This is a genomic window from Mycolicibacterium sp. P4_G11 (genome assembly GCF_056555145.1).
Map to the genome: position 1 here is coordinate 346054 of NZ_JBFUJW010000005.1, position 20168 is coordinate 366221.

General features: G+C 67.0%; 20 protein-coding genes and 4 tRNA genes. 11 read left to right on the top strand and 13 right to left on the bottom strand.

Going from position 1 to position 20168, the window contains the following annotated elements:
* Positions 1 to 86: 86 nt before the first annotated feature.
* The 3 genes from AC1U2B_RS12945 to AC1U2B_RS12955 form a co-directional block, all read right to left on the bottom strand.
* Positions 87 to 160 (bottom strand) — tRNA-Phe (locus tag AC1U2B_RS12945).
* 25 nt (positions 161 to 185) lie between these two features.
* Positions 186 to 262, bottom strand: a tRNA-Asp gene (locus tag AC1U2B_RS12950).
* A 34-nt stretch (positions 263 to 296) separates the two neighbouring features.
* Positions 297 to 369, bottom strand: a tRNA-Glu gene (locus AC1U2B_RS12955).
* A gap of 164 nt (positions 370 to 533) precedes the next feature.
* Between AC1U2B_RS12955 and AC1U2B_RS12960 the strand changes: the two genes are divergently transcribed.
* A tRNA-Lys gene (locus AC1U2B_RS12960) sits at positions 534 to 609 on the top strand.
* A 61-nt stretch (positions 610 to 670) separates the two neighbouring features.
* On the top strand, positions 671 to 1129 hold the full coding sequence (locus AC1U2B_RS12965) for a PaaI family thioesterase (RefSeq protein ID WP_480217103.1): 459 nt from the start codon (positions 671 to 673) through the stop codon (positions 1127 to 1129).
* A 10-nt stretch (positions 1130 to 1139) separates the two neighbouring features.
* Here AC1U2B_RS12965 and AC1U2B_RS12970 read toward each other — a convergent pair whose 3' ends face one another.
* The gene (locus tag AC1U2B_RS12970) at positions 1140 to 1862 is read right to left on the bottom strand and encodes a MerR family transcriptional regulator (RefSeq protein WP_480217104.1); all 723 of its coding nucleotides are present in this window, start codon (positions 1860 to 1862) and stop codon (positions 1140 to 1142) included.
* A gap of 80 nt (positions 1863 to 1942) precedes the next feature.
* On the opposite strand from AC1U2B_RS12970, the gene AC1U2B_RS12975 reads away from it, so the two are divergent.
* Genes AC1U2B_RS12975 through AC1U2B_RS12985 form a run of 3 tightly spaced genes read left to right on the top strand, consistent with a single transcriptional unit; the run spans position 1943 to position 5391 of the window.
* Positions 1943 to 2734, top strand: coding sequence for an SDR family NAD(P)-dependent oxidoreductase (locus AC1U2B_RS12975; protein ID WP_480217105.1), 792 nt, complete (start codon positions 1943 to 1945; stop codon positions 2732 to 2734).
* A 32-nt stretch (positions 2735 to 2766) separates the two neighbouring features.
* A complete protein-coding gene (locus tag AC1U2B_RS12980; RefSeq protein ID WP_480217106.1) occupies positions 2767 to 3756 on the top strand; it encodes an SDR family NAD(P)-dependent oxidoreductase in 990 nt (329 codons plus the stop codon).
* A gap of 12 nt (positions 3757 to 3768) precedes the next feature.
* Positions 3769 to 5391 carry an AMP-binding protein gene (locus AC1U2B_RS12985; RefSeq protein ID WP_480217107.1) on the top strand — a complete coding sequence of 541 codons (1623 nt, stop codon included), beginning with the start codon at positions 3769 to 3771 and terminating at the stop codon, positions 5389 to 5391.
* Between the two features lie 15 nt (positions 5392 to 5406).
* On the opposite strand, the gene AC1U2B_RS12990 is transcribed toward AC1U2B_RS12985, so the two are convergent.
* The 4 genes from AC1U2B_RS12990 to AC1U2B_RS13005 form a co-directional block, all read right to left on the bottom strand.
* Positions 5407 to 6066, bottom strand: a complete 660-nt coding sequence (locus AC1U2B_RS12990; protein ID WP_480217108.1) for a cation efflux transmembrane domain-containing protein — start codon at positions 6064 to 6066, stop codon at positions 5407 to 5409.
* Positions 6063 to 6404 (bottom strand): ArsR/SmtB family transcription factor, encoded by a 342-nt coding sequence (locus tag AC1U2B_RS12995; RefSeq protein ID WP_480217109.1) that lies wholly within the window; start codon positions 6402 to 6404, stop codon positions 6063 to 6065. Before AC1U2B_RS12995 ends, AC1U2B_RS12990 begins: the two co-directional genes overlap by 4 nt.
* A gap of 54 nt (positions 6405 to 6458) precedes the next feature.
* The gene (locus AC1U2B_RS13000) at positions 6459 to 7607 is read right to left on the bottom strand and encodes a serine/threonine-protein kinase (protein ID WP_480217110.1); all 1149 of its coding nucleotides are present in this window, start codon (positions 7605 to 7607) and stop codon (positions 6459 to 6461) included.
* 88 nt (positions 7608 to 7695) lie between these two features.
* Positions 7696 to 8706 (bottom strand): oxygenase MpaB family protein, encoded by a 1011-nt coding sequence (locus AC1U2B_RS13005; RefSeq protein WP_480217111.1) that lies wholly within the window; start codon positions 8704 to 8706, stop codon positions 7696 to 7698.
* Positions 8707 to 8769: 63 nt separating this feature from the next.
* Here AC1U2B_RS13005 and AC1U2B_RS13010 point away from each other — a divergent pair, with 63 nt between their 5' ends.
* The 5 genes from AC1U2B_RS13010 (at position 8770) to phoU (ending at position 14500) form a co-directional block, all read left to right on the top strand.
* A complete protein-coding gene (locus AC1U2B_RS13010; protein ID WP_043988313.1) occupies positions 8770 to 9357 on the top strand; it encodes a TetR/AcrR family transcriptional regulator in 588 nt (195 codons plus the stop codon).
* Positions 9358 to 9483: 126 nt separating this feature from the next.
* Positions 9484 to 10485 (top strand): acyl-ACP desaturase, encoded by a 1002-nt coding sequence (locus tag AC1U2B_RS13015; RefSeq protein WP_043988314.1) that lies wholly within the window; start codon positions 9484 to 9486, stop codon positions 10483 to 10485.
* The gene (gene dusB / locus AC1U2B_RS13020) at positions 10473 to 11654 is read left to right on the top strand and encodes a tRNA dihydrouridine synthase DusB (RefSeq protein WP_480217299.1); all 1182 of its coding nucleotides are present in this window, start codon (positions 10473 to 10475) and stop codon (positions 11652 to 11654) included. The genes AC1U2B_RS13015 and dusB overlap by 13 nt, the downstream gene beginning before the upstream one ends.
* A gap of 2 nt (positions 11655 to 11656) precedes the next feature.
* Positions 11657 to 13750 (top strand): LCP family protein, encoded by a 2094-nt coding sequence (locus AC1U2B_RS13025; RefSeq protein ID WP_480217112.1) that lies wholly within the window; start codon positions 11657 to 11659, stop codon positions 13748 to 13750.
* A gap of 78 nt (positions 13751 to 13828) precedes the next feature.
* Positions 13829 to 14500 (top strand): phosphate signaling complex protein PhoU, encoded by a 672-nt coding sequence (gene phoU, locus AC1U2B_RS13030; protein WP_480217113.1) that lies wholly within the window; start codon positions 13829 to 13831, stop codon positions 14498 to 14500.
* Between the two features lie 21 nt (positions 14501 to 14521).
* Here phoU and AC1U2B_RS13035 read toward each other — a convergent pair whose 3' ends face one another.
* Positions 14522 to 15028, bottom strand: coding sequence for a MarR family winged helix-turn-helix transcriptional regulator (locus AC1U2B_RS13035; RefSeq protein WP_480217114.1), 507 nt, complete (start codon positions 15026 to 15028; stop codon positions 14522 to 14524).
* Positions 15029 to 15103: 75 nt separating this feature from the next.
* Between AC1U2B_RS13035 and AC1U2B_RS13040 the strand changes: the two genes are divergently transcribed.
* Complete coding sequence (locus tag AC1U2B_RS13040; RefSeq protein ID WP_480217115.1) at positions 15104 to 16078, top strand: quinone oxidoreductase family protein; 975 nt, start codon at positions 15104 to 15106, stop codon at positions 16076 to 16078.
* 68 nt (positions 16079 to 16146) lie between these two features.
* Here the strand turns inward: AC1U2B_RS13040 and pstB are convergent, their stop codons facing one another.
* From pstB to pstS, 4 genes are all read right to left on the bottom strand, one after another.
* Positions 16147 to 16923, bottom strand: a complete 777-nt coding sequence (gene pstB, locus AC1U2B_RS13045; protein ID WP_480217116.1) for a phosphate ABC transporter ATP-binding protein PstB — start codon at positions 16921 to 16923, stop codon at positions 16147 to 16149.
* 16 nt (positions 16924 to 16939) lie between these two features.
* Positions 16940 to 17854, bottom strand: a complete 915-nt coding sequence (gene pstA / locus AC1U2B_RS13050) for a phosphate ABC transporter permease PstA (RefSeq protein WP_480217300.1) — start codon at positions 17852 to 17854, stop codon at positions 16940 to 16942.
* Between the two features lie 8 nt (positions 17855 to 17862).
* Positions 17863 to 18894 carry a phosphate ABC transporter permease subunit PstC gene (gene pstC, locus AC1U2B_RS13055; protein WP_480217117.1) on the bottom strand — a complete coding sequence of 344 codons (1032 nt, stop codon included), beginning with the start codon at positions 18892 to 18894 and terminating at the stop codon, positions 17863 to 17865.
* A gap of 75 nt (positions 18895 to 18969) precedes the next feature.
* Positions 18970 to 20079: a phosphate ABC transporter substrate-binding protein PstS gene (gene pstS / locus AC1U2B_RS13060; RefSeq protein WP_043390410.1), complete on the bottom strand. Its 1110-nt coding sequence runs from the start codon at positions 20077 to 20079 to the stop codon at positions 18970 to 18972.
* Positions 20080 to 20168: the final 89 nt, after the last annotated feature.

A 20168-nucleotide genomic window follows, 5' to 3' on the forward strand; every position in this document is an offset into this window, starting at 1 on the left:
GAATGGGTCACTCTGGGTCATCGGAGCCCTGCCAGAACCTGCCCCAGATACGAGAAAAACCACCCGTCTCCAGGTGGTTCTTGAAGTGGCCAGGGCCGGGATCGAACCGGCGACCTTCCGCTTTTCAGGCGGACGCTCGTACCAACTGAGCTACCTGGCCGGAAGGGCAAGTTGCCTCGCCGTTCTGGCGACCCTGACGGGACTCGAACCCGCGACCTCCGCCGTGACAGGGCGGCGCGCTAACCAACTGCGCCACAGGGCCTTACGCACTGCTTGCTCCGCGTTTCCGCGTTGCGTACCCCCAACGGGATTCGAACCCGTGCTACCGCCGTGAAAGGGCGGCGTCCTAGGCCACTAAACGATGGGGGCCAATCCGAATCTCTTCGGGGGCACTCTCAACGTTTCCGTTGGGAGCTTCGATAGCTTAGGGCACGACTGCCTCACGGCCCAAATCGGCACTACAGACCCCTCGGCGCCGCACAACCGGCCACCCCCGAAGGCTGCCGCGCGGGACGCAGTATCCTGTCTCCCACGCCCCTATAGCTCAGTCGGTAGAGCTACGGACTTTTAATCCGCAGGTCCCAGGTTCGAGCCCTGGTGGGGGCACCACAAGCACCACAAGCCCGCGAAATCAGTAGCCGCGTTCATCGCGGTGGATAGTCTTGGCAACGTGACGAACACCGCCGATGCAGCCCAGCTCGAGTTCATGAACTCGGCGTTCGCGACCACCATTCCGTCCGCTCACGGCCTGGGCGTCCGAGTCGTCGAGGTCCGCCGCGGGTTCGCCGCCACCACCGCCCCAATCACGGGTAATGGCAACCACTTTGGCGTGATGTACGCCGGCGTGTTGTTCACAGTCGCTGAGGTACTCGGCGGGATTCTCGCCCTCACCGCGTTCGACCAGAGCCAGTTCTATCCCTTGGTCAAGGACATGTCGATCCAGTACAAGGCACCGGCGAAATCCGATGTGCGGGCACAGGCCGAGATGAGCGACGCAGACATCGCACGGATCGAGGCCGAGGCGGCGCAGAACGGCAAGTCCGAATACGTCGTCGAAGCGGTCGTGACGGATGCCGACGGCACGGTCGTGGCCACCACCCAGGCGACCTGCCAGCTCCGCCGAAAGTAACCGCAGCGGCCTATTTCGCCGGAATCTCCAGCTCCGCCACGCGTTCCTGCACCGCCTGACTGATCGCGGCGGTGAACCGGTCGGCCATCATCTGCGCCGCCAGCGGCCGCAGGTTCGGCACCACCTTGGCGATCCGCCCCAGGTACACATTGGGGTCCTCGGCCTCCCGAATCCGGCTGAAGACGACGTCCGTCACCTCGTTGGCGAGGGCGTCGATGTGCTTGTCGACGACGCCGGCCAGGCGCCGGACATCCTCGGCCGGAACGTTGGTGTCGCGCAGGTTCATGGCCGCGCCCAGGACGGACTGCCGGACGCTGAACGTGCCGTCATCCAGGCGCCGGATGGCGCCCAGCGCCTCGAGCGTCTGCAGGGCCCGGTCGTCCAACGACAGGCCGGCACGTTGTTCGAGTTCCCGTAGGTCCACGGTCTCGTCTTCGGCCGGGCTCCACGGTGTGAGAAGCGCCGCACGCACGGCGAGGTCGTGGGCCGTCGCGCCTTCGGGCAGCCGCGCCAGCACCTTGGTGATGGCCGCCAGGGTGTAGCCGTGCTGCTGTAGCTGCTGCACCAACTCCAGCCGAATGCGGTGCGGCGCACCGTAATAGGCGAGGCGACCACGTCGCTCGGCCGGCGGCAGCAGGCCGCTCTCGTTGTAGAAGCGGATGGTCCGCACCGTCATTCCGGTGCGTGCAGCGAGTTCGTCGATGGTGAATTCCTCGACTGTGACATCTGTCATTCCACGAAGTATAGACACCAACATTCACACTGTGCCAGTGTTACTGGCACAGTCACACGTCGACATGAAATGAGAGCCACATGACTCTGCCGAAGCCCTCTGCCACCACCGAGGTCGTCATCACTGGTGCCTCGTCCGGAATCGGAACCGAACTGGCCCGGGTGCTCGCCGCCCGCGGCTACAGCCTCTTTCTGGTCGCACGTCGCCAGGACCGGCTCGACGCCCTCGCCGAGGAACTGCGCGCCGAGCACGGCGTCAGGGTGACGGTGCGGCCGTGCGACCTCGCCGACGCCGCACAGCGCCAGACCCTGATCGGGGAGCTGCGCACCCGGCCCGTCGCCGGCCTGGCCAACTCCGCCGGCTTCGGCACCAGCGGCGCCTTCCACACCCTGCCCATGGATCGCGAACGCGAGCAGGTCGAGCTCAATGTTGTTGCGCTGCAGGAACTCACCCACGCCGTCCTGCCCGGCATGGTCGAGCGCGGCGCCGGCGCCGTCCTCAACGTCGCATCCGTCGTCGCGTTCCAGCCCATGCCGTCGATGGCGACCTACGGAGCGTCCAAGGCGTTCGTCAACTCGTTCTCGGAAGCCGTGCACGAAGAGCTGCGCGGCACCGGCGTCTCCTGCACCTCGCTGTGCCCCGGACCCGTCCCCACCGAGTGGGCCGAGGTCGCCTCCGCCCACGAATTCAGCCTGCGACCGGCTCAGGTCTCCCCCGTCGACGTCGCGACCCAGGCCGTCGACGGCATGCAGGCCGGCGCCCGGCAGATCGTGCCCGGCACCGTCGTGAAGCTCATGGCCATCACCGGCTCGATCACCCCCCACGCCCTGCTGCTGCCGGCCCTGCGCCTGGCCCGCCGGGCTCTGGGCTGACAACCAACCACACTCAAGAAGGGACCCCAGCCGTGAACCTCTCCGACATCACCGCACTGGCGACCAAGCCCGTCGCCGTCGTCGCCGCCAAGCCGCTCGCCGTCTTCGCCAGCGTCATGAACACCCCCATCAAGACCCGCCCCATCTACCTGCAGACCGTGGTCGACGCCATCACCGGCTACACCCTCGAGGACGCCGTCGCGGGCAAGATCGTCGTGATCACCGGCGCGTCGGCGGGCATCGGTGAGACCACCGCCCGCCGCATCGGCGCTGCCGGTGGCGAGGTCGTGCTGGTGGCCCGGACCCGGGAGAACCTGGACCGCGTCGCCGACGACATCCGCGCCGACGGCGGCACCGCCCACGTGTACCCCTGCGACCTGAGCGACCTTGACGCCATCGGCGCCATGGCCGACCAGGTGCTGGCCGACCTGGGCCGCGTCGACATCCTCATCAACAACGCCGGCCGCTCCATCCGCCGCTCACTGGAGCTGTCGCACGACCGGATGCACGACTACCAGCGCACCATGCAGCTCAACTACTTCGCGCCGGTCCAGCTGATCCTGAAGTTCACGCCAGGCATGCGCGAGCGCGGCTTCGGGCACATCATCAACGTGTCCTCGATCGGCGTGCAGACCAAGCTGCCGCGCTTCGGCGCCTACATCGCCAGCAAGTCGGCACTGGACGGACTGTGCGACACGTTGCAAGGTGAGACGGTGTCGGAGAACATCACCTTCACCACGGTGCACATGCCGTTGGTGCGGACCGCGATGATCGCCCCGACCAAGATGTACGACCGCTTCCCCACCCTCACCCCCGAGCAGGCCGCGGCCACGCTGTGCGACGCGATCATGCACCGCCCGCGCCGGCTGAGCCCGCCGTCGGGACAGCTCACCGCCCTCACCGACGCCCTCAGCCCGCGGCCGTTCGACATGGTGCGGAACAAGGTCTACTCGATGTTCGGTGACTCCGCCGCTGCCCAGTCGGCACCGGAAGAGTCCACCGAACCCGTTGCGGCCGAATAGAAAAGGACTGGCATGGACCTGAACTCATTGCTTGCCGAGCCGGCCCGGCGGGCCGGCCTCGAAACCCGCGCCCTCGTGGCGTTGGTACGGGCCGGCGCCATCGGCGTCGATCTGCCGCACCGGTTGGTGCAGGTCCTGCAGGCCCTCAACACCTATGGGCCGTTCGGGGCCGCGCCGCGTATCGCCGCCATCCGGCACGGCGCGTATCCGGCGATCGCCGACGAACGCGGCGAGCTGACGTACGCCGAATTCGATGAGGCAGTAAACCGGATTGCCAACGCATTGCGGCAGCGACTGGCTCCGGGCGACACCGTCGGCATCCTCTGCCGCAACCACCGCGGGCCGCTGATCGTGGCGTTCGCCGCGTCCCGCGCCGGGGTCAACGCGGTGTGGCTCAACACGGCGTTCTCGGCCCGCCAGGCGGCAGAGGTCGCGAACCGCGAAGGTGTCGATCTGCTGGTGCATGACGTCGAATTCACCGATCTGGTCGCCGATATCGAGGCCAGGAAAGGCACGTTCGTCGCCGACATCGACAGCGCCACCGACGATCTCGACGCACTCGCGGCCGATGCATCGCCGAAGGCGCCGCCGGCACCGGCCAAGCAGGGCCGGATCATCCTGCTGACGAGCGGCACGACGGGCACCCCCAAGGGCGCTCCCCGCGCGGAGCCGCGCAGCTTCATCCTCCCGGGTGGTCTCCTGGAACGCCTGCCCATGCGCGCTCGCGAAGCCACCATCATCGGGCCGCCGCTGTTCCACGGCACCGGGCTGCTGATCGCCATCATGACGATCGCCCTCGGCTCGAAGCTGGTGCTGCGGCGCAAGTTTGACGCCGAGCAGCTCGTGTCGGACATCGAGAAACACAGTGCGACGACGGTATGTGTCGTGCCGGTCATGCTGCAGCGCGTGCTCGGCCTCGGCGATGACACGGTCCGCAGCTACGACACCTCGAGCCTGCGCGCCATCTTCTGCGCCGGCTCTCAGTTGCCGGCCGCCGTCGCCACCGCGGCGCAGGACCTGCTCGGCGACGTGGTCTACAACCTCTACGGCTCAACCGAAGTCGCGTTGGCGACCATGGCGACGCCGGCCGACGTCCGCGAGGCCCCCACCTCAGTGGGTAAGCCGATGCTCGGTTGCCGGATCAAGATCATCGACGACAATGGCAACGAGGTGCCGACGCCCGGGACCGGGCGCATATTCGTCGGCGCGGCAACACAATTCGAGGGCTACACCGGCGGCGGCACCAAGGAGTTCATCGATGGGCTGATGGCCAGCGGCGACGTCGGGCACTTCGACGACAAGGGCCGGCTCTACATCGACGGCCGGGACGACGACATGATCGTCTCCGGTGGCGAGAACGTATTCCCGGTCGAGATCGAGGAACTCCTGGTCACCCATCCCGCGATCGTCGAAGCATCCGCCATCGGCGTGGACGACGACGAGTTCGGAAAACGCCTGCGCGCCTTCGTGGTTACCGTTTCCGGCGCCGAGGTCTCGGAGGCGGACCTCAAGCAGTTCGTCAAGGACAACCTGGCGCGCTACAAGGTGCCACGTGAGGTGGTATTCCTCGACGAATTGCCGCGCAACCCGACCGGCAAGGTGCTCAAGCGGGACCTGGCCAACCGAACGGACTGAGCACGACCCGCGGGCCTAGTCGCAGCATCCGCAGTCATCGGATGCCGCGGCGGGCTCGCGTACGGCCGGCGCACAGCAGACGTCACCCCGCCAGGCGTTGATGCCTTCCTTCACCGCGATCCCGGCGATCACCAAAGCGGCGATCGGGTCGGCCCAGGACCAGCCGAGGACGCTGTTCACCAGCAGGCCGATCAACAGCACGGCCGACAGGTAGGTGCACAACAGCGTCTGTTTGGAGTCGGCGACCGCCGACCGCGAGCCGAGCTCACGGCCCGCGCGGCGCTGCGCGTACGACAGCACCGGCATCACGAGCAGGCTGACCGCGGCGAGCACGATGCCGATGGTCGAGTGCTCGGCTTGCCCGAATCCAAGCAGGGCCCGGATCGCATCGACGGTGACGTAGCCGGCCAATGCGAAGAACGAGTACGCGATGACGCGGAGTGCGGTCTTCTCGCGCGCTTCAGGGTCGGCCCCGGCGAACTGCCAGGCCACCACGGCGGCCGAGGACACCTCGATCACCGAATCCAGGCCGAAGCCGACCAACGCCACGGAAGAGACGCGAGCCCCCTCCGACAGCGCGACGACGGCCTCGATGACGTTGTAGGAGATGGTCGCCGCGACCAGCCACCTGATGCGCCGCCCGAGCTGACCGCGGCGCACGTCGGTGAGCGTCATTGCCCGCACCCACAGGGCTCGCCGTCCGCGCCGACGCAGGCGCAGTTCGGATCGACCGCCAGCACGAGACCCATGAGGTCGTCCAAAGCGCGGCCGATGCGGCTGTCCGCCAGTTCGTATCGCATGCGACGTCCTTCGGGCACCGCCACCACCAGACCGCAGCCACGTAGGCACGTCAGGTGGTTGGACAGAATCTGCCGGGAGACGCCCAGCTGGTCGGCCAGATCCGACGGATAGCCAGAAGTCCCGTTCAGGCTCAACAGGATTCGCGTGCGCGTCGGGTCGGACAGGACATGGCCGAAACGCGACAACGCGTCGGTGTGCTGCGCCGTGGTCATGCCAGAACAGTACATCAAATTCTGTATTCAGAAAATAATGTACTCCGCCCTCACTCAGTCACCGTGGTGCTTGTTCTTGGGACCTTTGCCTCGCCCGTTGCCCGGACCATTGGACGGAGGGACATCAGCAGCCGACGTCGGGGTTGACGTCAGCGCCGGGGTCGACGTCGAGGTGGGGACCGACTCCGTCGTGCTCGTCCCCACCGGCGTCGGCGGCCCCGCCGGGCGCGACGCGGCGTCGACGATCACCGCGACAACCGTCACCAGCACCGCGATGGCCGCCGCACCCCACAGCAGGATCCGCGAGCGACGCCGCGGAGCAACAACCGGCAGCAGCGACGTCGTCGGATCCGGCAACGGTTGGCCGAGCACCAGGGTCTGCGGCCGAGCGATGGGCACGGCTCCGGACAGGACTGCACGCATCTCGTCGGCGCTGGTGAAACGCATCCGCGGGTCGCGGGTCATCGCCCGTTCGATGGCGACCGCCAGGGCCGGTTCGACATCGGGCCGCAGCGTGTGGAGCGGCACCGGATGCCCGTCGGCGACGGCGCGGGCCAAGGCGACCAGATTGTCCTGCGGGAAGGGTCGTCGGCCGGTCAGCGCCTCGTATCCGACGACGCCGACGGCGTAGAGGTCGTCGGCGACGGTGGCCGGTCGCCCGGACAGCCGGTCGGCGCTGAGATAGCCCATCGTTCCGACGACCTGGCCGGCCACCGTGTGGTTCGAGTCGGCACTCTTGGCGATGCCGAAGTCGGCGAGCTTCGCCGCTCCCGAATCAGCCAAGAGAATGTTCCCGGGCTTGATGTCGCGATGCAGGATGCCGGCCGCATGAGCCATGGCCAGTGCCGACAGCACACCGTCGAGGACGGATCGGACGAGGTCTTGCGAGAGCGGACCCGCGGCGATCGCATCCGCCAACGTCCGCCCCGGCAGCCGCTCCATGACGATGTACGGCGTGCCGTCCTGCTCGCCGTAATCGTGGACCGCGACGACGTGCGGATGGTTCAGCCCGGCCGCGGCACGGGCCTCGACCTGGAACCGGCGCCGGAAATCCGGCTGATCGCTGAACTGCGCATAGAGCAGTTTGACGGCGACCGGCCGCTGCAGCTGGGTGTCCCAGGCGTCGCGTACCTCGGCCATGCCGCCGCGCCCCAGCGTCCCCCGCAACTGGTATCGATCGGCAAGAACGCCCGGGGCTGGCATGACTCCAACGCTAGTCCTGATGCCGGTCAGCGGACTCCAGCGGCCGCATCGGCATCGCAGACCCCTCGCGCTGCGATGCCGGCAGGTCTCAGTCGACCTTTGGGCTGTAGAAGTTGGGGCTGTCGCGGTACTCGACCGGCGGCAGATTGCGCGCGGGTGTCTGCACCAGCGGCGCGTCGACGGGCAGCCGGCCCGACGCCCGATCCACCGCCGAGCGCTTGCGCGGATGCATCAGCGCCCGCTTGGGGCCGTACTTGGCGGCCAGCGTGATCACCGTGCACAGCCGGTCATGCAGCCGCTGCTGCCGGGGCGACCAGGTGTACCCCATCAACTCGCGCACCGGCTCGTCATACAGCGCCACCGTCATGAAGGTCAGGAACCGCTGCATCACCGACAGGTTCAGCTTCCACAGCCGATCCGGAACCCATTGCAGCGAAGGATGTTTGGGCATTGTCGACAAATCCATCACCGTCGTCGCGGCCCAGTTCTTCTCCAGCACATTGCGGCACATGTGGTCCCAGTACTCCTGGAATTCCTCCCAGCTCTTCGGCACCGGCCGCATGCTCATGCCGTACATGCGATACCAGGTGACATGTTCGTCGAACAGCTGTCGCTTGTCGGCCTCGGTGATACCGCCGCCGAACTTCTCGGCCGCCAGCAGCGTCGACTTGAAGAACGTCGCGTGCGCCCAGTAGAAGACATCGGGATTCAGTGCGCTGTAGCGCCGCCCCTGCTTGTCCACCCCTTTGATGCCGACGTGATAGTCGCGGACCTCGGCGCCGGTCTGCGGTGCGCGGTACCCGTCGAACACCACCCCGCCGATCGGGTAGATCGACCGGAACAACCGCGGCATCCGTTCGATGAAGAAGATCGAGTGCTCCTCGACGGCGGCGCCCAACTGCGGGTGCATGTTCTGCATCGAGCCCGCCCAAGTGCCCTGGAACAGCCCGGTCCACTGGCCGAAGTACTTCCAGGTCAACGAGTCCGGCCCGAGTGGCACTGCGTCGTAGCCGCCGGGCGCAGCCGGACAACCGGCGGACACAGGGGCAGAGTCGCTGGTCACGGGGCATACGTCGGAAGTATTTTGGGTCACCGGCATTCTTTCCTGGATGTCAGCGGGTATCCTGACTACACGCGTTGTCAGCCATAGCCTAGGAGTCACGTGCCTTCCGGTCAACGACAGGGCCGCTGGTCCACCGTCCCACTGGCGGACCGCCCGACACGGCGCCGTGAGGCGCTCATCGACGCCGGCATCGCCGCGCTCGGCCATGCCGCCGGCCCGGCGGCGACCGTCCGCGCGGTGTGCCGGACCGCCGGCCTCACCGAACGCTATTTCTACGAAAGCTTCACTGACCGTGACGATTTCGTCCGCGCCGTCTACGACGAGGTGTGCACGACCGCCATGGCGGCGCTGACCACCTCACAAAACGCCCGCGACGCCGTCGAGCGGTTCGTCACGATGATGGTCGACGACCCGACCCGTGGCCGGGTGCTGCTGATCGCCCCGGCCCAGGAACCGGTGCTGACCAGGTCAGGCGCCGACTGGATGCCGAGCTTCATCGAACTGGTGCAGCACAAGATGTTCCCCGATGGCGACCCCGCCCGCCGAACCCTGGAGGCGACCAGCCTGATCGGCGCCCTGACCGCGCTGTTTACCGGATATCTGGGCGGGAAGCTGCCCGTCACCCGGGAGCAATTCGTCGATTATTGCGTCGACATGTTGCTCAGCCGGGTCCCGTCACGCCAGTAAGACAAGCAATTCCCGAGATAACAGTTCAGATTCACCAGTCCGACATGCGTCACAGCAACTTGATGTCACTACCCGACACAGATACTCTGACTGCTACCAACAGGTACAGATACATCGGGAGGCGCGATGACAGCGGAAATGACCGACCTGCAGCTCCTTCATGAGCTCGAACCGGTCGTCGGGACGCTCATCGACCGGCACATGAACATGCGCAAGGACTGGAACCCCCACGACTACATCCCGTGGAAAGAGGGCAAGAACTACTACGCCCTCGGCGGCCAGGACTGGGACCCGGAGCAGTCAAAGCTGTCCGAGGTCGCGCAGACCGCCATGGTGCAGAACCTGCTGACCGAGGACAACCTGCCGTCCTACCACCGCGAGATCGCGATGAACATGGGCATGGACGGCCCCTGGGGCTTCTGGGTCAACCGCTGGACCGCCGAGGAGAACCGGCACGGCATCGCCCTGCGCGACTACCTCGTGGTCACCCGCAACTGCGATCCGGTCGAGCTGGAAGAACTGCGCGTAGAGCAGGTCACCCGCGGCTTCTCCCCCGGCCAGAACGGACAGGGCGACCTGTTCGCCGACAAGCTGTTCGAGTCGGTCATCTACGTGTCCTTCCAGGAGCTGGCCACCCGCGTCTCGCACCGCAACACCGGCAAGGCGTGCAACGACCCGGTCGCCGACCAGCTGCTGCAGCGCATCTCGGGTGACGAGAACCTGCACATGATCTTCTACCGCGACATCTCCGCCGCGGGCCTGGACATCGCACCCAACCAAGCGATGGAGGCGCTGCACCGCGTGCTGCGCAACTTCAGGATGCCCGGCTACACCGTGCCCGACTTCCGCCGCAAGGCCGTCGTCATCGCCGTCGGTGGCGTCTACGACCCGCGGATCCACCTCGATGACGTGGTGATGCCGATCCTGAAGAAGTGGCGGATCTTCGAGCGCGAGGACTTCACCGGTGAGGGCGCCCGGCTGCGCGACGACCTGGGCAAGCTGATCGAGGAGCTCGAGGACACCTGCGAGAAGTTCGAGGTCGCCAAGCAACGCCGTCTGGAGCGCGAGCGCAAGGTCGCCGAGAAGAAGGCGATGAAGAACCTTTTGGTGTCGTCATCAACGTCGTAACTCCACCGCTAGACGCGGCGCCTTCGGCCCGATCCCTTCGGATCGGGCCGATCTCGTTGCGCTCCCCGGTCGTGCTCGCCCCCATGGCGGGTGTGACGAACGTCGCCTTCCGCACCCTGTGCCGCGAGCAGGAGCTGGCCCGCGTGGGCACGGTGAGCGGCCTGTACGTCTGCGAGATGGTCACCGCGCGTGCCCTGGTCGAGCGGAACGCCTCGACCCTGCACATGACGACGTTCGCGCCCGAGGAATCACCCCGCTCACTGCAGCTCTACACCGTCGACCCGGCCACCACCTACGCGGCGGCCAAGATGATCGTCGACGAGAACATGGCCGACCACATCGACATGAACTTCGGCTGCCCGGTGCCCAAGGTCACCCGGCGCGGCGGTGGTTCGGCCCTGCCCTACAAGCGCAGGCTGTTCGGCCAGATCGTCGCCGCCGCCGTGCGCGCCACCGAGGGCACCGACATCCCCGTCACCGTGAAGTTCCGGGTCGGGATCGACGACGCCCACCACACCCACCTCGATGCCGGCCGGATCGCCGCCGAGGAGGGTGCCGCGGCCGTCGCGCTGCACGCCCGCACCGCGGCGCAGCGCTACTCCGGCACGGCCGACTGGGACCAGATCGCGGCCCTGAAAGCCCACGTCACCGGTGTTCCGGTGCTCGGTAACGGCGACATCTTCGACGCCGACGATGCACTGCGGATGATGGCCGAGACCGGGTGCGACGGCGTCGTCATCGGGCGCGGGTGCCTGGGCCGGCCCTGGCTGTTCGCCGAATTGTCGGCGGCATTCAACGGGCAGCCTCGCCCCACTCCGCCTACCCTCGGCGAGATCGCGAACATCATCCGCCGCCATGGCCAGCTCCTCGCCGATCATTTCGGCGAGGACAAAGGCATGCGCGACATCCGCAAGCACGTCGCCTGGTACCTGCACGGCCTGCCCGCCGGCACCGATCTGCGGCGCGCACTGGCTCTGGTGAAGACCCTGGCCGAGCTGGATGAGCTCCTCACCCAACTCAATTCGGATGTACCGTTCCCGGACTGCGCCGAAGGCCCACGTGGCCGGCAGGGTTCACCCGGTTCGGTGGTGCTGCCCGAAGGCTGGCTCGACGATCCCGACGACTGCACGGTGCCGTTCGGCGCCGACCTGGTCAACTCCGGCGGGTAGACGTGAGCGACCGCGACCGGACCACCCCCGGTGAGGGTGACGGCGATGCTGCCGGCGAGAACCCCTGGGTAACGCGCACGACGCGGGCCTCGGGGCCGGTCCGGGCGCCGTGGGAACGGGCCGGTCGCCTGCCGGATCAACCGGACGACGAGGTCACCGGCAGCCACGGCGGTGGTGGCGTCACGGTCGCCGAACTCATCGCGCGACTCTCGGGTGGCTCGGCGCCGCCGGCGCAGGCCATCGAAGCGCCCTCGCCACCCAAGACGCCGGCGCCGCGGCAGCCTGCCCCGAAGCCCGTACCCCCGCCGCGTCCCGCACCGAAGCCCGAGCCCGTCAGCCCGGCGCCGGCGGCCGAGGCGCCTGCGCGCCCCACGCGCCGTCTGCCCGAATCTGACCCCGCCACAGAGGTTTTCGGCGCGCTGGTGCCGTTGGCCGACCCGGTCGAGCTGCCCGAGCGGCCGCGCGCCGTGGTGCGCACCGACGTGCGGAACTACATCGACCATCCGGAGCGGCCGACGCATGCCGACGCTCCCCCGCCCGTCGATCACCACACCCGCCATCGGTTCGCGGTGGCAGGTCGCGTCATCATCGCGCTGGCCGCCGTCATCGCGCTCACGATGACCGGTGCTGCCTGGCAGTGGCAGAACATCAAGAACAACAGCATGAACCGGGTCTCGGCGCTGGACCTCAACTCCCGCGACATCGTCGACCCCAAGGCGCAGTTCGGCGACGAGAACTTCCTGATCGTCGGCGTGGACAGCCGCTACGGCCAGAACGCCGACATGGGTGCCGGTACCACCGAAGAGGCGGGTGGCGCGCGCTCCGACACGATCATGCTGGTGAACATCCCGGCGAACCGCAAACGTGTTGTGGCGGTGTCGTTCCCGCGCGACCTGGCCATCAAGTCGACGCTGTGCGAAGCCTGGGATCCGAAGACCGGCGCCTACGGGCCCATCTACGACGAAGACACCAAAAGCTATGGGTCCGACCAGGTTTACACCGAGACCAAGCTGAATTCGGCCTACTCCTTCGGTGGCCCCAAGTGCCTGGTCAAGGTGATCCAGAAGCTCTCGGGCCTGTCGGTAAACCGGTTCATGGCAGTCGATTTCGCCGGCTTCTCCAAACTCGTCGACGCCGTCGGCGGCGTCGAAGTCTGTAGCCCCACACCCCTCGAGGACTACGAGCTGGGCACCGTGCTGGACCACTCCGGCCGCCAGGTCATCGACGGTCACACCGCGCTGCAGTACGTCCGCGCCCGCCAGGTCACCACCGAGGTCAACGGCGACTACGGCCGGATCAAGCGCCAGCAGATGTTCCTGTCCTCACTGCTGCGGTCGATGATCTCCAAGGACACCTTCTTCAACCTCGGCAAGCTCAACAACGTCGTCAACCTGTTCATCGACGACTCCTCGGTCGACAACGTCACCACCAAGGATCTCGTTCAGCTGGGCCAGTCCATCCAGGGCGTCAGCGCGGGCCGCGTCACCTTCGTCACGGTGCCCACCGGCGTCACCGATTCCGAAGGCAACGAACCACCACGGGTCGACGACATGCGCGCGCTGTTCGACGCCATCATCAACGACGACCCGCTGCCCGAGGAGCGCAACGCCGACAGCACTCCGGTGCCCAGCACGCCGGCCGCGCCGAGCACCACGTCAGCCAACTCGGACGCCGAACAGGTCGACACCACGACGACGGATCCGAGCCAGGTGACGGTCCGAGTGTCCAACTCGACCGGCCAGGACGGCCTGGCCGCGACCGCGACCAAGGAACTCGAGCAGCACGGCTTCACCGTCACCTCCCCGGACGACTACCAGGGCCAGGTGACGTCGACGACGGTGTTCTTCTCGGCCGGTCATGAGCAGGCCGCCGCGACCGTGGCTTCGTCGTTGCCGAACGCCCACGTCGAGCGGGTATCCGGCCTGGGAGACGTGGTGCGCGTGGTGCTCGGGACCGATTTCACCTCGGTGGGCACCCCGGCAACCAGCGGCTCAGCGGCCCAGATGCGGGTGACCCACGGCAGCCTGTCCGGCGAGCCCACCAAGCTGCCGGAAGACCTCAGCATCACCAATGCGGCCGACACCAGCTGCAAATAGCACCTGACCTGTCCCATTCACCGGGCGTTCATTGCCAGATCACGGCATGTCTCATGGCCAGAAAGTAGTGTGGAGCCCATGCGTACCGCGTACCACGAGCAGCTTGAGGGCCTGACCAATCGCCTTGGCGAGATGTGTGGATTGGCCGGCGTTGCCATGGAGCGCGCGACCCAGGCGCTGCTGCAGGCCGATCTGGTGCTGGCCGAGCAGGTCATCTCCGATCACGAACAGATCGCCGCGATGAGCGCGCACGCTGAAGAGCAGGCGTTCGTCCTGCTGGCTCTGCAGTCCCCCGTCGCCGGTGACCTGCGGTCCGTCGTCGGCTCGATCCAGATCGTCGCCGACGTCGACCGCATGGGCGCGCTGGCACTGCACGTCGCCAAGATCGCCCGCCGGCGCCACCCCCAGCACGCGCTGCCCGAGGAGGTCAACGGCTACTTCGCCGAAATGGGCCGCCTGGCAGTCGAATTGGGCAACACCGCACAAGAGGTACTGCTCACCCGGGACCCGGAGCGCGCCGCCCGTATCCAAGAAGAAGACGACGCGATGGATGACCTGCACCGTCATCTGTTCAGCGTGATGATGGACCGCGAATGGAAGCACGGCGTCACTGCAGCCGTCGACGTGACGCTGCTGAGCCGCTTCTACGAGCGCTTCGCCGACCACGCGGTCGAGGTCGCCCGCCGGGTGATCTTCCAGGTCACCGGCCGTTTCTCCGACGACAGCGACGGCCTACCCACCATTCGCTAGGTTTCTGGTGCTCAGCAAGTCTTAGTCGGCCGGCACCAGCCGGACGCCGTCCCGGCCCGCGGCCAGCAGATCCTGCAGCATCTTCGCCAGCACTGACAGTTCCGCGGCGGTGTAGCGCGACAGGAAGTCGTGCCGGCCGGCATCCATCTCGTGGTGCATGCGCTGGTGCACCTCGATGACCAGCTCCCCGTCTGCGGTGGGCGTCAGCTGCAGCTCCTTACGGTTACCCGGCACCGGCGAGCGGGTGACCAGACCGGCGTCGACCAGGCGCTGCACATGCTTGGACACCGTGCCCTTGAGTTGGTCGGCGCGGGCGGCCAGGCCGACCACGCTGATCGGGCCGTCGGCGAGTACCGCCAGCAGATGCAGGCTGAGCGTGGGTAGTTCACGCGCGGTGCGTTCCAGCCGCGGTGGGCAGTGTTCGGCGAGGTAATCACGCTCGGCATCGGCCTCGTCGTTGTCGAACTTGTCCCCGACCGCACCGACCAGCGCACCGATCTCGGTGATCAGCGCTGACTTGGTTTTCACGGAAACCATCTTGCCATCCGGACGGCGCTCGCCATATAGTTTCCGTAGAAACTATTTCTGAGCCGAGGAGCGCACATGAAGGCAGCGGTCGTGCACGAGTGGGGCCAGCAGCCCCGGTACCTGGATTTCCCCGAACCCCAGCCGCGCGACGGCGCTGTCGTCGCCGCGGTGGAGGCGTCAGCGCTGACCAACCTCAGCCGCATGGTGATCATGGGAAAGCACTACAGCAGCAAGGAAATTCAGCTGCCCGCCATCGCCGGGGTGGACGGCATCGCCCGCCTCGACGACGGCACCCGGGTGTACACCGGGTCACTGACACCGTACGGGTTGATGGCCGAACGCACCCTCGTCGTCCCGGCCGACGGTGTCCCGATACCCGAGCACGTCGACTCGGTGACGGCCGCCGCGGTGCCCAATCCCGGTATGTCGGCATGGATGAGCCTGGACTACGCCGCGCAGACCAAACCCGGCGACCACGTGCTGATCCTCGGCGCCACGGGCGTCACCGGGTCGCTGGCCGTGCAGTTGGCCAAGTTCGTGTTCGGGGCGGGGCGCGTCGTGGTGGCCGGCCGCAACCCCGAGCGACTGAACTGGCTCCGCACCGTCGGAGCCGACGACGTCATCGCGCTCGGAACCGACGATCTCACCGAAACCGTTGTGGCCCAACACTCGGCGCGGCCGTTCGACGCCGTCATCGACTACCTGTGGGGCACGCCCGCACAGCAGACCCTGGCAGCCCTGGCGGCCGCGCATTCGTCGACGCATTTCCACGCCACCCGCTTCATCCAGGTCGGCTCGATGACCGGCGCGAGCATCAGCGTCGACGCTGCGACATTGCGCAGCACCGGAATTACCCTCCAGGGCGTGGGCATCGGCAGCGTCCCGCCCGAGGCCCTGCTGCGCGCCCGCACCGAAGGCTTGCCCAGGCTGTTCGCCATGCTGGCGGCCGGCGAACTTCAGCTGACCACCGTCGCCCGCCCACTGGCCGACATCGAAAACGTCTGGGCGGCAAAGGAACCCTCCGGCACCCGCGTCGTCATCACGCCCTGATTGCTCGCGCGCAGACGCAAAACCCCCAAATCCCGCAAGATTTGGGGGTTTTCACGTCTGCTCGGGGATTACCCGAAGCGGCCGGAGATGTAGTCCTCGGTGGCTTTCTTGGACGGGTTCGAGAAGATCTTCTCGGTGTCGTCGATCTCGACCAGCATGCCGGGCTTGCCGGTGGCTTCGAGGTTGAAGAACGCCGTCTGATCACTCACGCGCGCAGCCTGCTGCATGTTGTGCGTGACGATCACAATGGTGAAGTCCTGCTTCAGTTCTGAGATCAGGTCTTCGATGGCGAGCGTCGAGATCGGATCCAGCGCCGAGCAGGGCTCGTCCATCAGCAGCACATCGGGCTGCACCGCGATCGCGCGGGCGATGCAGAGCCGCTGCTGCTGACCGCCGGACAGGCCGCCACCCGGCTTCTCGAGCCGGTCCTTGACCTCGTTCCACAGGTTGGCACCCTTGAGCGACCGCTCGGCGACCTCGTCGAGCGTCTTCTTGTTGCGCACACCCTGCAGCTTCAGCCCGGCCACCACGTTGTCGCGAATGGACATGGTGGGGAACGGGTTCGGGCGCTGGAACACCATGCCGATGGTCTTGCGGACGCCGACGGGGTCCACGCCCGGGGCGTAGATGTCGTCACCGTCGAGCAGCACCGATCCGGTGGCGCGTGCGCCCGGGATCACCTCGTGCATCCGGTTCAGGGTGCGCAGCACCGTGGACTTGCCACAGCCCGACGGCCCGATGAACGCGGTGACGCTGCGCGGCTCCACCGACAGCGAGACGGACGCCACGGCGTGGAACGAGCCGTAGTAGATATTGAGATCCTTGAGATCAAGCCGTTTGGCCATTAACCCGCACTCCTGCTCAAACTTTTTTCGGGGCAAAGAACTTGGCGCACAACCGCGCTGCCACATTCAGCAGAGCGATCAGCAGCACCAGGGTCAGTGCCGCTCCCCACATCCGGTCGGTGGGGACCTCGTTGGCGCCCGCGCCGGCGCCGATCTGGTCGTACATCATGCCGGGCAGCGAGCCCATGAAGCCGCCGAACATGTCGAAGTTCATGGCTTGGGCGTAGCCCACCAGAACCAGCAACGGTGCCGTCTCGCCCATGACGCGAGCCAGGGACAGCATGACGCCCGTGAGGATGCCCGACAGCGCTGTCGGAATGACAATGCGCACAATGGTTTTCCACTTGGGAATGCCCAGTGCGTAACTGGCCTCGCGCAGATCCATCGGGACGATGCGCAGCATCTCCTCGGTGGATCGCACGATGACCGGGATCATCAGCAGCACCAGCGCCAGCGACACCGCGAAACCGGTGCGCTGGAAGCCGAGAGTGGCCACCCACAGCGCGTAGATGAACAGTGCGGCGACGATCGACGGGACACCGGTGAGGATGTCGACCATGAAAGTGGTGAGCTTGCCCAGCTTGGTGCCGCCGCCGTACTCGACCAGATACACCGCGACCAGCACGCCGATCGGGATGGAGATGACGGCGCACACGAGAGCCTGCAGCACGGTGCCGACGATCGCGTGGTAGGCACCGCCGCCCTCCACGAACGCGGTCATGCCGGACTGCGAATTGGTGAACCATTCCGCCGAGGTGAGGGCCTTATATCCCTTGGTGACAACGGAATACAGCACCCACACCAGCGGGATCAGCGCCAACAGCACCGACATGCTGACCAGCACCGTGGCCAGATTGTCGACCACCTTGCGGCGCAGGCCCACCCCTTCGAAGGACTGGTGCTTGACCGGCCGATCCAGCATCGCGGCCATCTTGGCGTTCATTTCGCTCCCCTACCGGCCACCGCGGCGCGCGCCGCGGAGTTCACCACGAAGGTGAGAATGAACAGCACCAGGCCGGCGGCGATGTAGGCGCCGGCCTTGAACTGGTCGTTGAATTCGCTTGCGGTGGCGGCGATCTTGCTGGCGAACGTGTAGCCGCCGTCGAACAGCGTCCAGCTGAACTGGGTCTGGGTGCCGCGCAGGATGATCAGCAGCGCGATGGTCTCACCGAGCGCGCGACCCAGGCCGAGCATGGCACCGCTGATGTAGCCCGACAGGCCGAACGGCAGCACCGTGGTGCGGACGACTTCCCAGCGGGTGGCGCCCAGCGCCAGCGCCGCTTCGATCTGGCCGCGCGGCGTCTGAATGAAGACCTCGCGGCTCACCGCGGTGATGATCGGCAGGATCATCACCGCGAGCACGATGCCCGCGGTGAAGATGGTGCCACCACCGGCCACCGAGGCGTTGCCGCTCTTGAACAGGAACAGCCAGCCCAGATCTTTGTTGAGCCACAACGCAAACGGCTTGAGCACCGGGGCCAGGACGTAGAGGCCCCAGACGCCGTAGACGATCGACGGCACCGCGGCCAGCAGGTCCACCATGTACGACAGCGGACCGGCCATCTTGCGAGGGGCGTACTGCGTCACGAAGATCGCGATACCCAGGGCGACCGGCATTGCGATCAGCAGCGCGAACACCGACACGAAGACGGTGACCTGCAGCAGATCGAGGATGCCGAAGTGCATCGCCGAGGTGTCGGTGGTGACCCAGTTGCCGCCGAAGGTGAAGAAGTTCTCCTTGTTGCGGGCCAGCGCCGGGATGGCGCGCCACAGCAGGAAGACGCCGATGGCCGCGATGAGCACGACGATCAGTACGCCGGAGCCCTCCGCGAGCAGGCGGAAAACCCGGTCGCCCAGGCGAACTTTCGAGCCCTTCGATGGGTCGAGAGACACCGGCGTCGGCTCCGGGAGGGGTGCGGCGAGCGCCTCACCCGACCCCGCGTCGGCTGGATTCGGTGTTGTCACTGTCATCCTGTCAGGAACCTAACGGTCGTGGGCTCCGGTTCCATCCTCACCGGGATGGAACCGGAGCGCCAGCAGTACTGCTTAAGCGATTGCGTCGACCGACTGCAGCAGACGCGCCTTGAAGGCGTCGGGCAGCGGGATGTAGCCCGCCTTCGACAGGTTGGCCTGGCCCTGGTTGGCCGCCACCTTCAGGAACGACTTGACCGCAGCGGCGGTGTCGGCGTCGTAGCCCTTGGAGCAGACGACCTCGTAGGTGGCCAGCACCAGCGGGTAGGCGCCGGCTTCCTTGGTCGAGTACAGCGACTTCAGGTCCAGCGCCAGGTCGTTGCCGTCCTTGGCGAACTTGGCGGAGGCAATGGCCTTCTTGGCGTTGTCATCGGTCAGTTCGACTGCGCCGGAACCGGTGTCGATCTGCGCGAACGGCAGGCCCGCGGCCGCGGCCGGGCTCTTCTCGACGTAGCCGATGGCACCCGGGGTGGCCTGCACGGCCTGCACGACGCCGGCCGACTTCTGCGCGCCTTCACCGGCGCCGCCCTGGAACTCGCTGCCGGCGCCCTTCTTCCAGCTCTCCGGAGCCGCGGCGGCCAGGTACTTCTGGAAGTTGTCGGTGGTACCCGACGAGTCCGAGCGGTAGACCGGCTTGATGTCGGTGTCCGGCAGGGTGGTGCCGGCGTTCAGCGCGGCGATGGCCGGGTCGTTCCACTTCTTGATCTCGCCCTGGAAGATCTTGGCCAGCACGTCGGCGTTGACGACGAGCTTGCTCACGCCTTCGAGGTGGTAGGCCATGGCGACGGGGCCGAAGACCAGCGGCAGGTTCCACGCCGGGTTGCCGCCGCAGCGTTCGGCAGCCTTCTCGATCTGCTCCTTGGCCAGCGCCGAGTCGGAGCCGGCGAAGTCGACCTGCTTGGCGATGAACTGCTGGCGGCCGGCGCCCGAGCCGGTGCCGTTGTAGGACAGGGTCTTGCCCGAGCAGACCTGGCCCCAGGCCTTGTTGAACTCGGCGATCGCGTTCTGCTGTGCGGTCGAGCCCTCGGCGGTCAGCGCGTTCTTGCCGCCGCACTCCGCGGCGGAACCGCCGGTCGACGACGCGGTGCTGGACTTGTTGTCGTTGCCACACGCGGTCATGCCAACGGCAAGCGACGCGGCCGCTGCGGTGACGACGAGTGCTTTACCGATGATGGTGAACTTCACGGGTCCTCTTTCGGTGTCGGCCGATGGTCGGCTTCAAGGGTCGGCTTCCGACTCCCGCGCAACGTATGCGGCCGTGGTGGACGAATTCC

Coding starts and splice junctions, on each gene's coding strand:
- AC1U2B_RS12970 (WP_480217104.1), bottom strand. CDS start 1,862: ATGACAGATGTCACAGTCGAGGAATTCACCATCGACGAACTCGCTGCA.
- AC1U2B_RS12975 (WP_480217105.1), top strand. CDS start 1,943: ATGACTCTGCCGAAGCCCTCTGCCACCACCGAGGTCGTCATCACTGGT.
- AC1U2B_RS12985 (WP_480217107.1), top strand. CDS start 3,769: ATGGACCTGAACTCATTGCTTGCCGAGCCGGCCCGGCGGGCCGGCCTC.
- AC1U2B_RS12990 (WP_480217108.1), bottom strand. CDS start 6,066: ATGACGCTCACCGACGTGCGCCGCGGTCAGCTCGGGCGGCGCATCAGG.
- AC1U2B_RS12995 (WP_480217109.1), bottom strand. CDS start 6,404: ATGACCACGGCGCAGCACACCGACGCGTTGTCGCGTTTCGGCCATGTC.
- AC1U2B_RS13000 (WP_480217110.1), bottom strand. CDS start 7,607: ATGCCAGCCCCGGGCGTTCTTGCCGATCGATACCAGTTGCGGGGGACG.
- AC1U2B_RS13005 (WP_480217111.1), bottom strand. CDS start 8,706: ATGCCGGTGACCCAAAATACTTCCGACGTATGCCCCGTGACCAGCGAC.
- AC1U2B_RS13015 (WP_043988314.1), top strand. CDS start 9,484: ATGACAGCGGAAATGACCGACCTGCAGCTCCTTCATGAGCTCGAACCG.
- phoU (WP_480217113.1), top strand. CDS start 13,829: ATGCGTACCGCGTACCACGAGCAGCTTGAGGGCCTGACCAATCGCCTT.
- AC1U2B_RS13040 (WP_480217115.1), top strand. CDS start 15,104: ATGAAGGCAGCGGTCGTGCACGAGTGGGGCCAGCAGCCCCGGTACCTG.
- pstB (WP_480217116.1), bottom strand. CDS start 16,923: ATGGCCAAACGGCTTGATCTCAAGGATCTCAATATCTACTACGGCTCG.
- pstA (WP_480217300.1), bottom strand. CDS start 17,854: ATGGCCGCGATGCTGGATCGGCCGGTCAAGCACCAGTCCTTCGAAGGG.
- pstC (WP_480217117.1), bottom strand. CDS start 18,894: ATGACAGTGACAACACCGAATCCAGCCGACGCGGGGTCGGGTGAGGCG.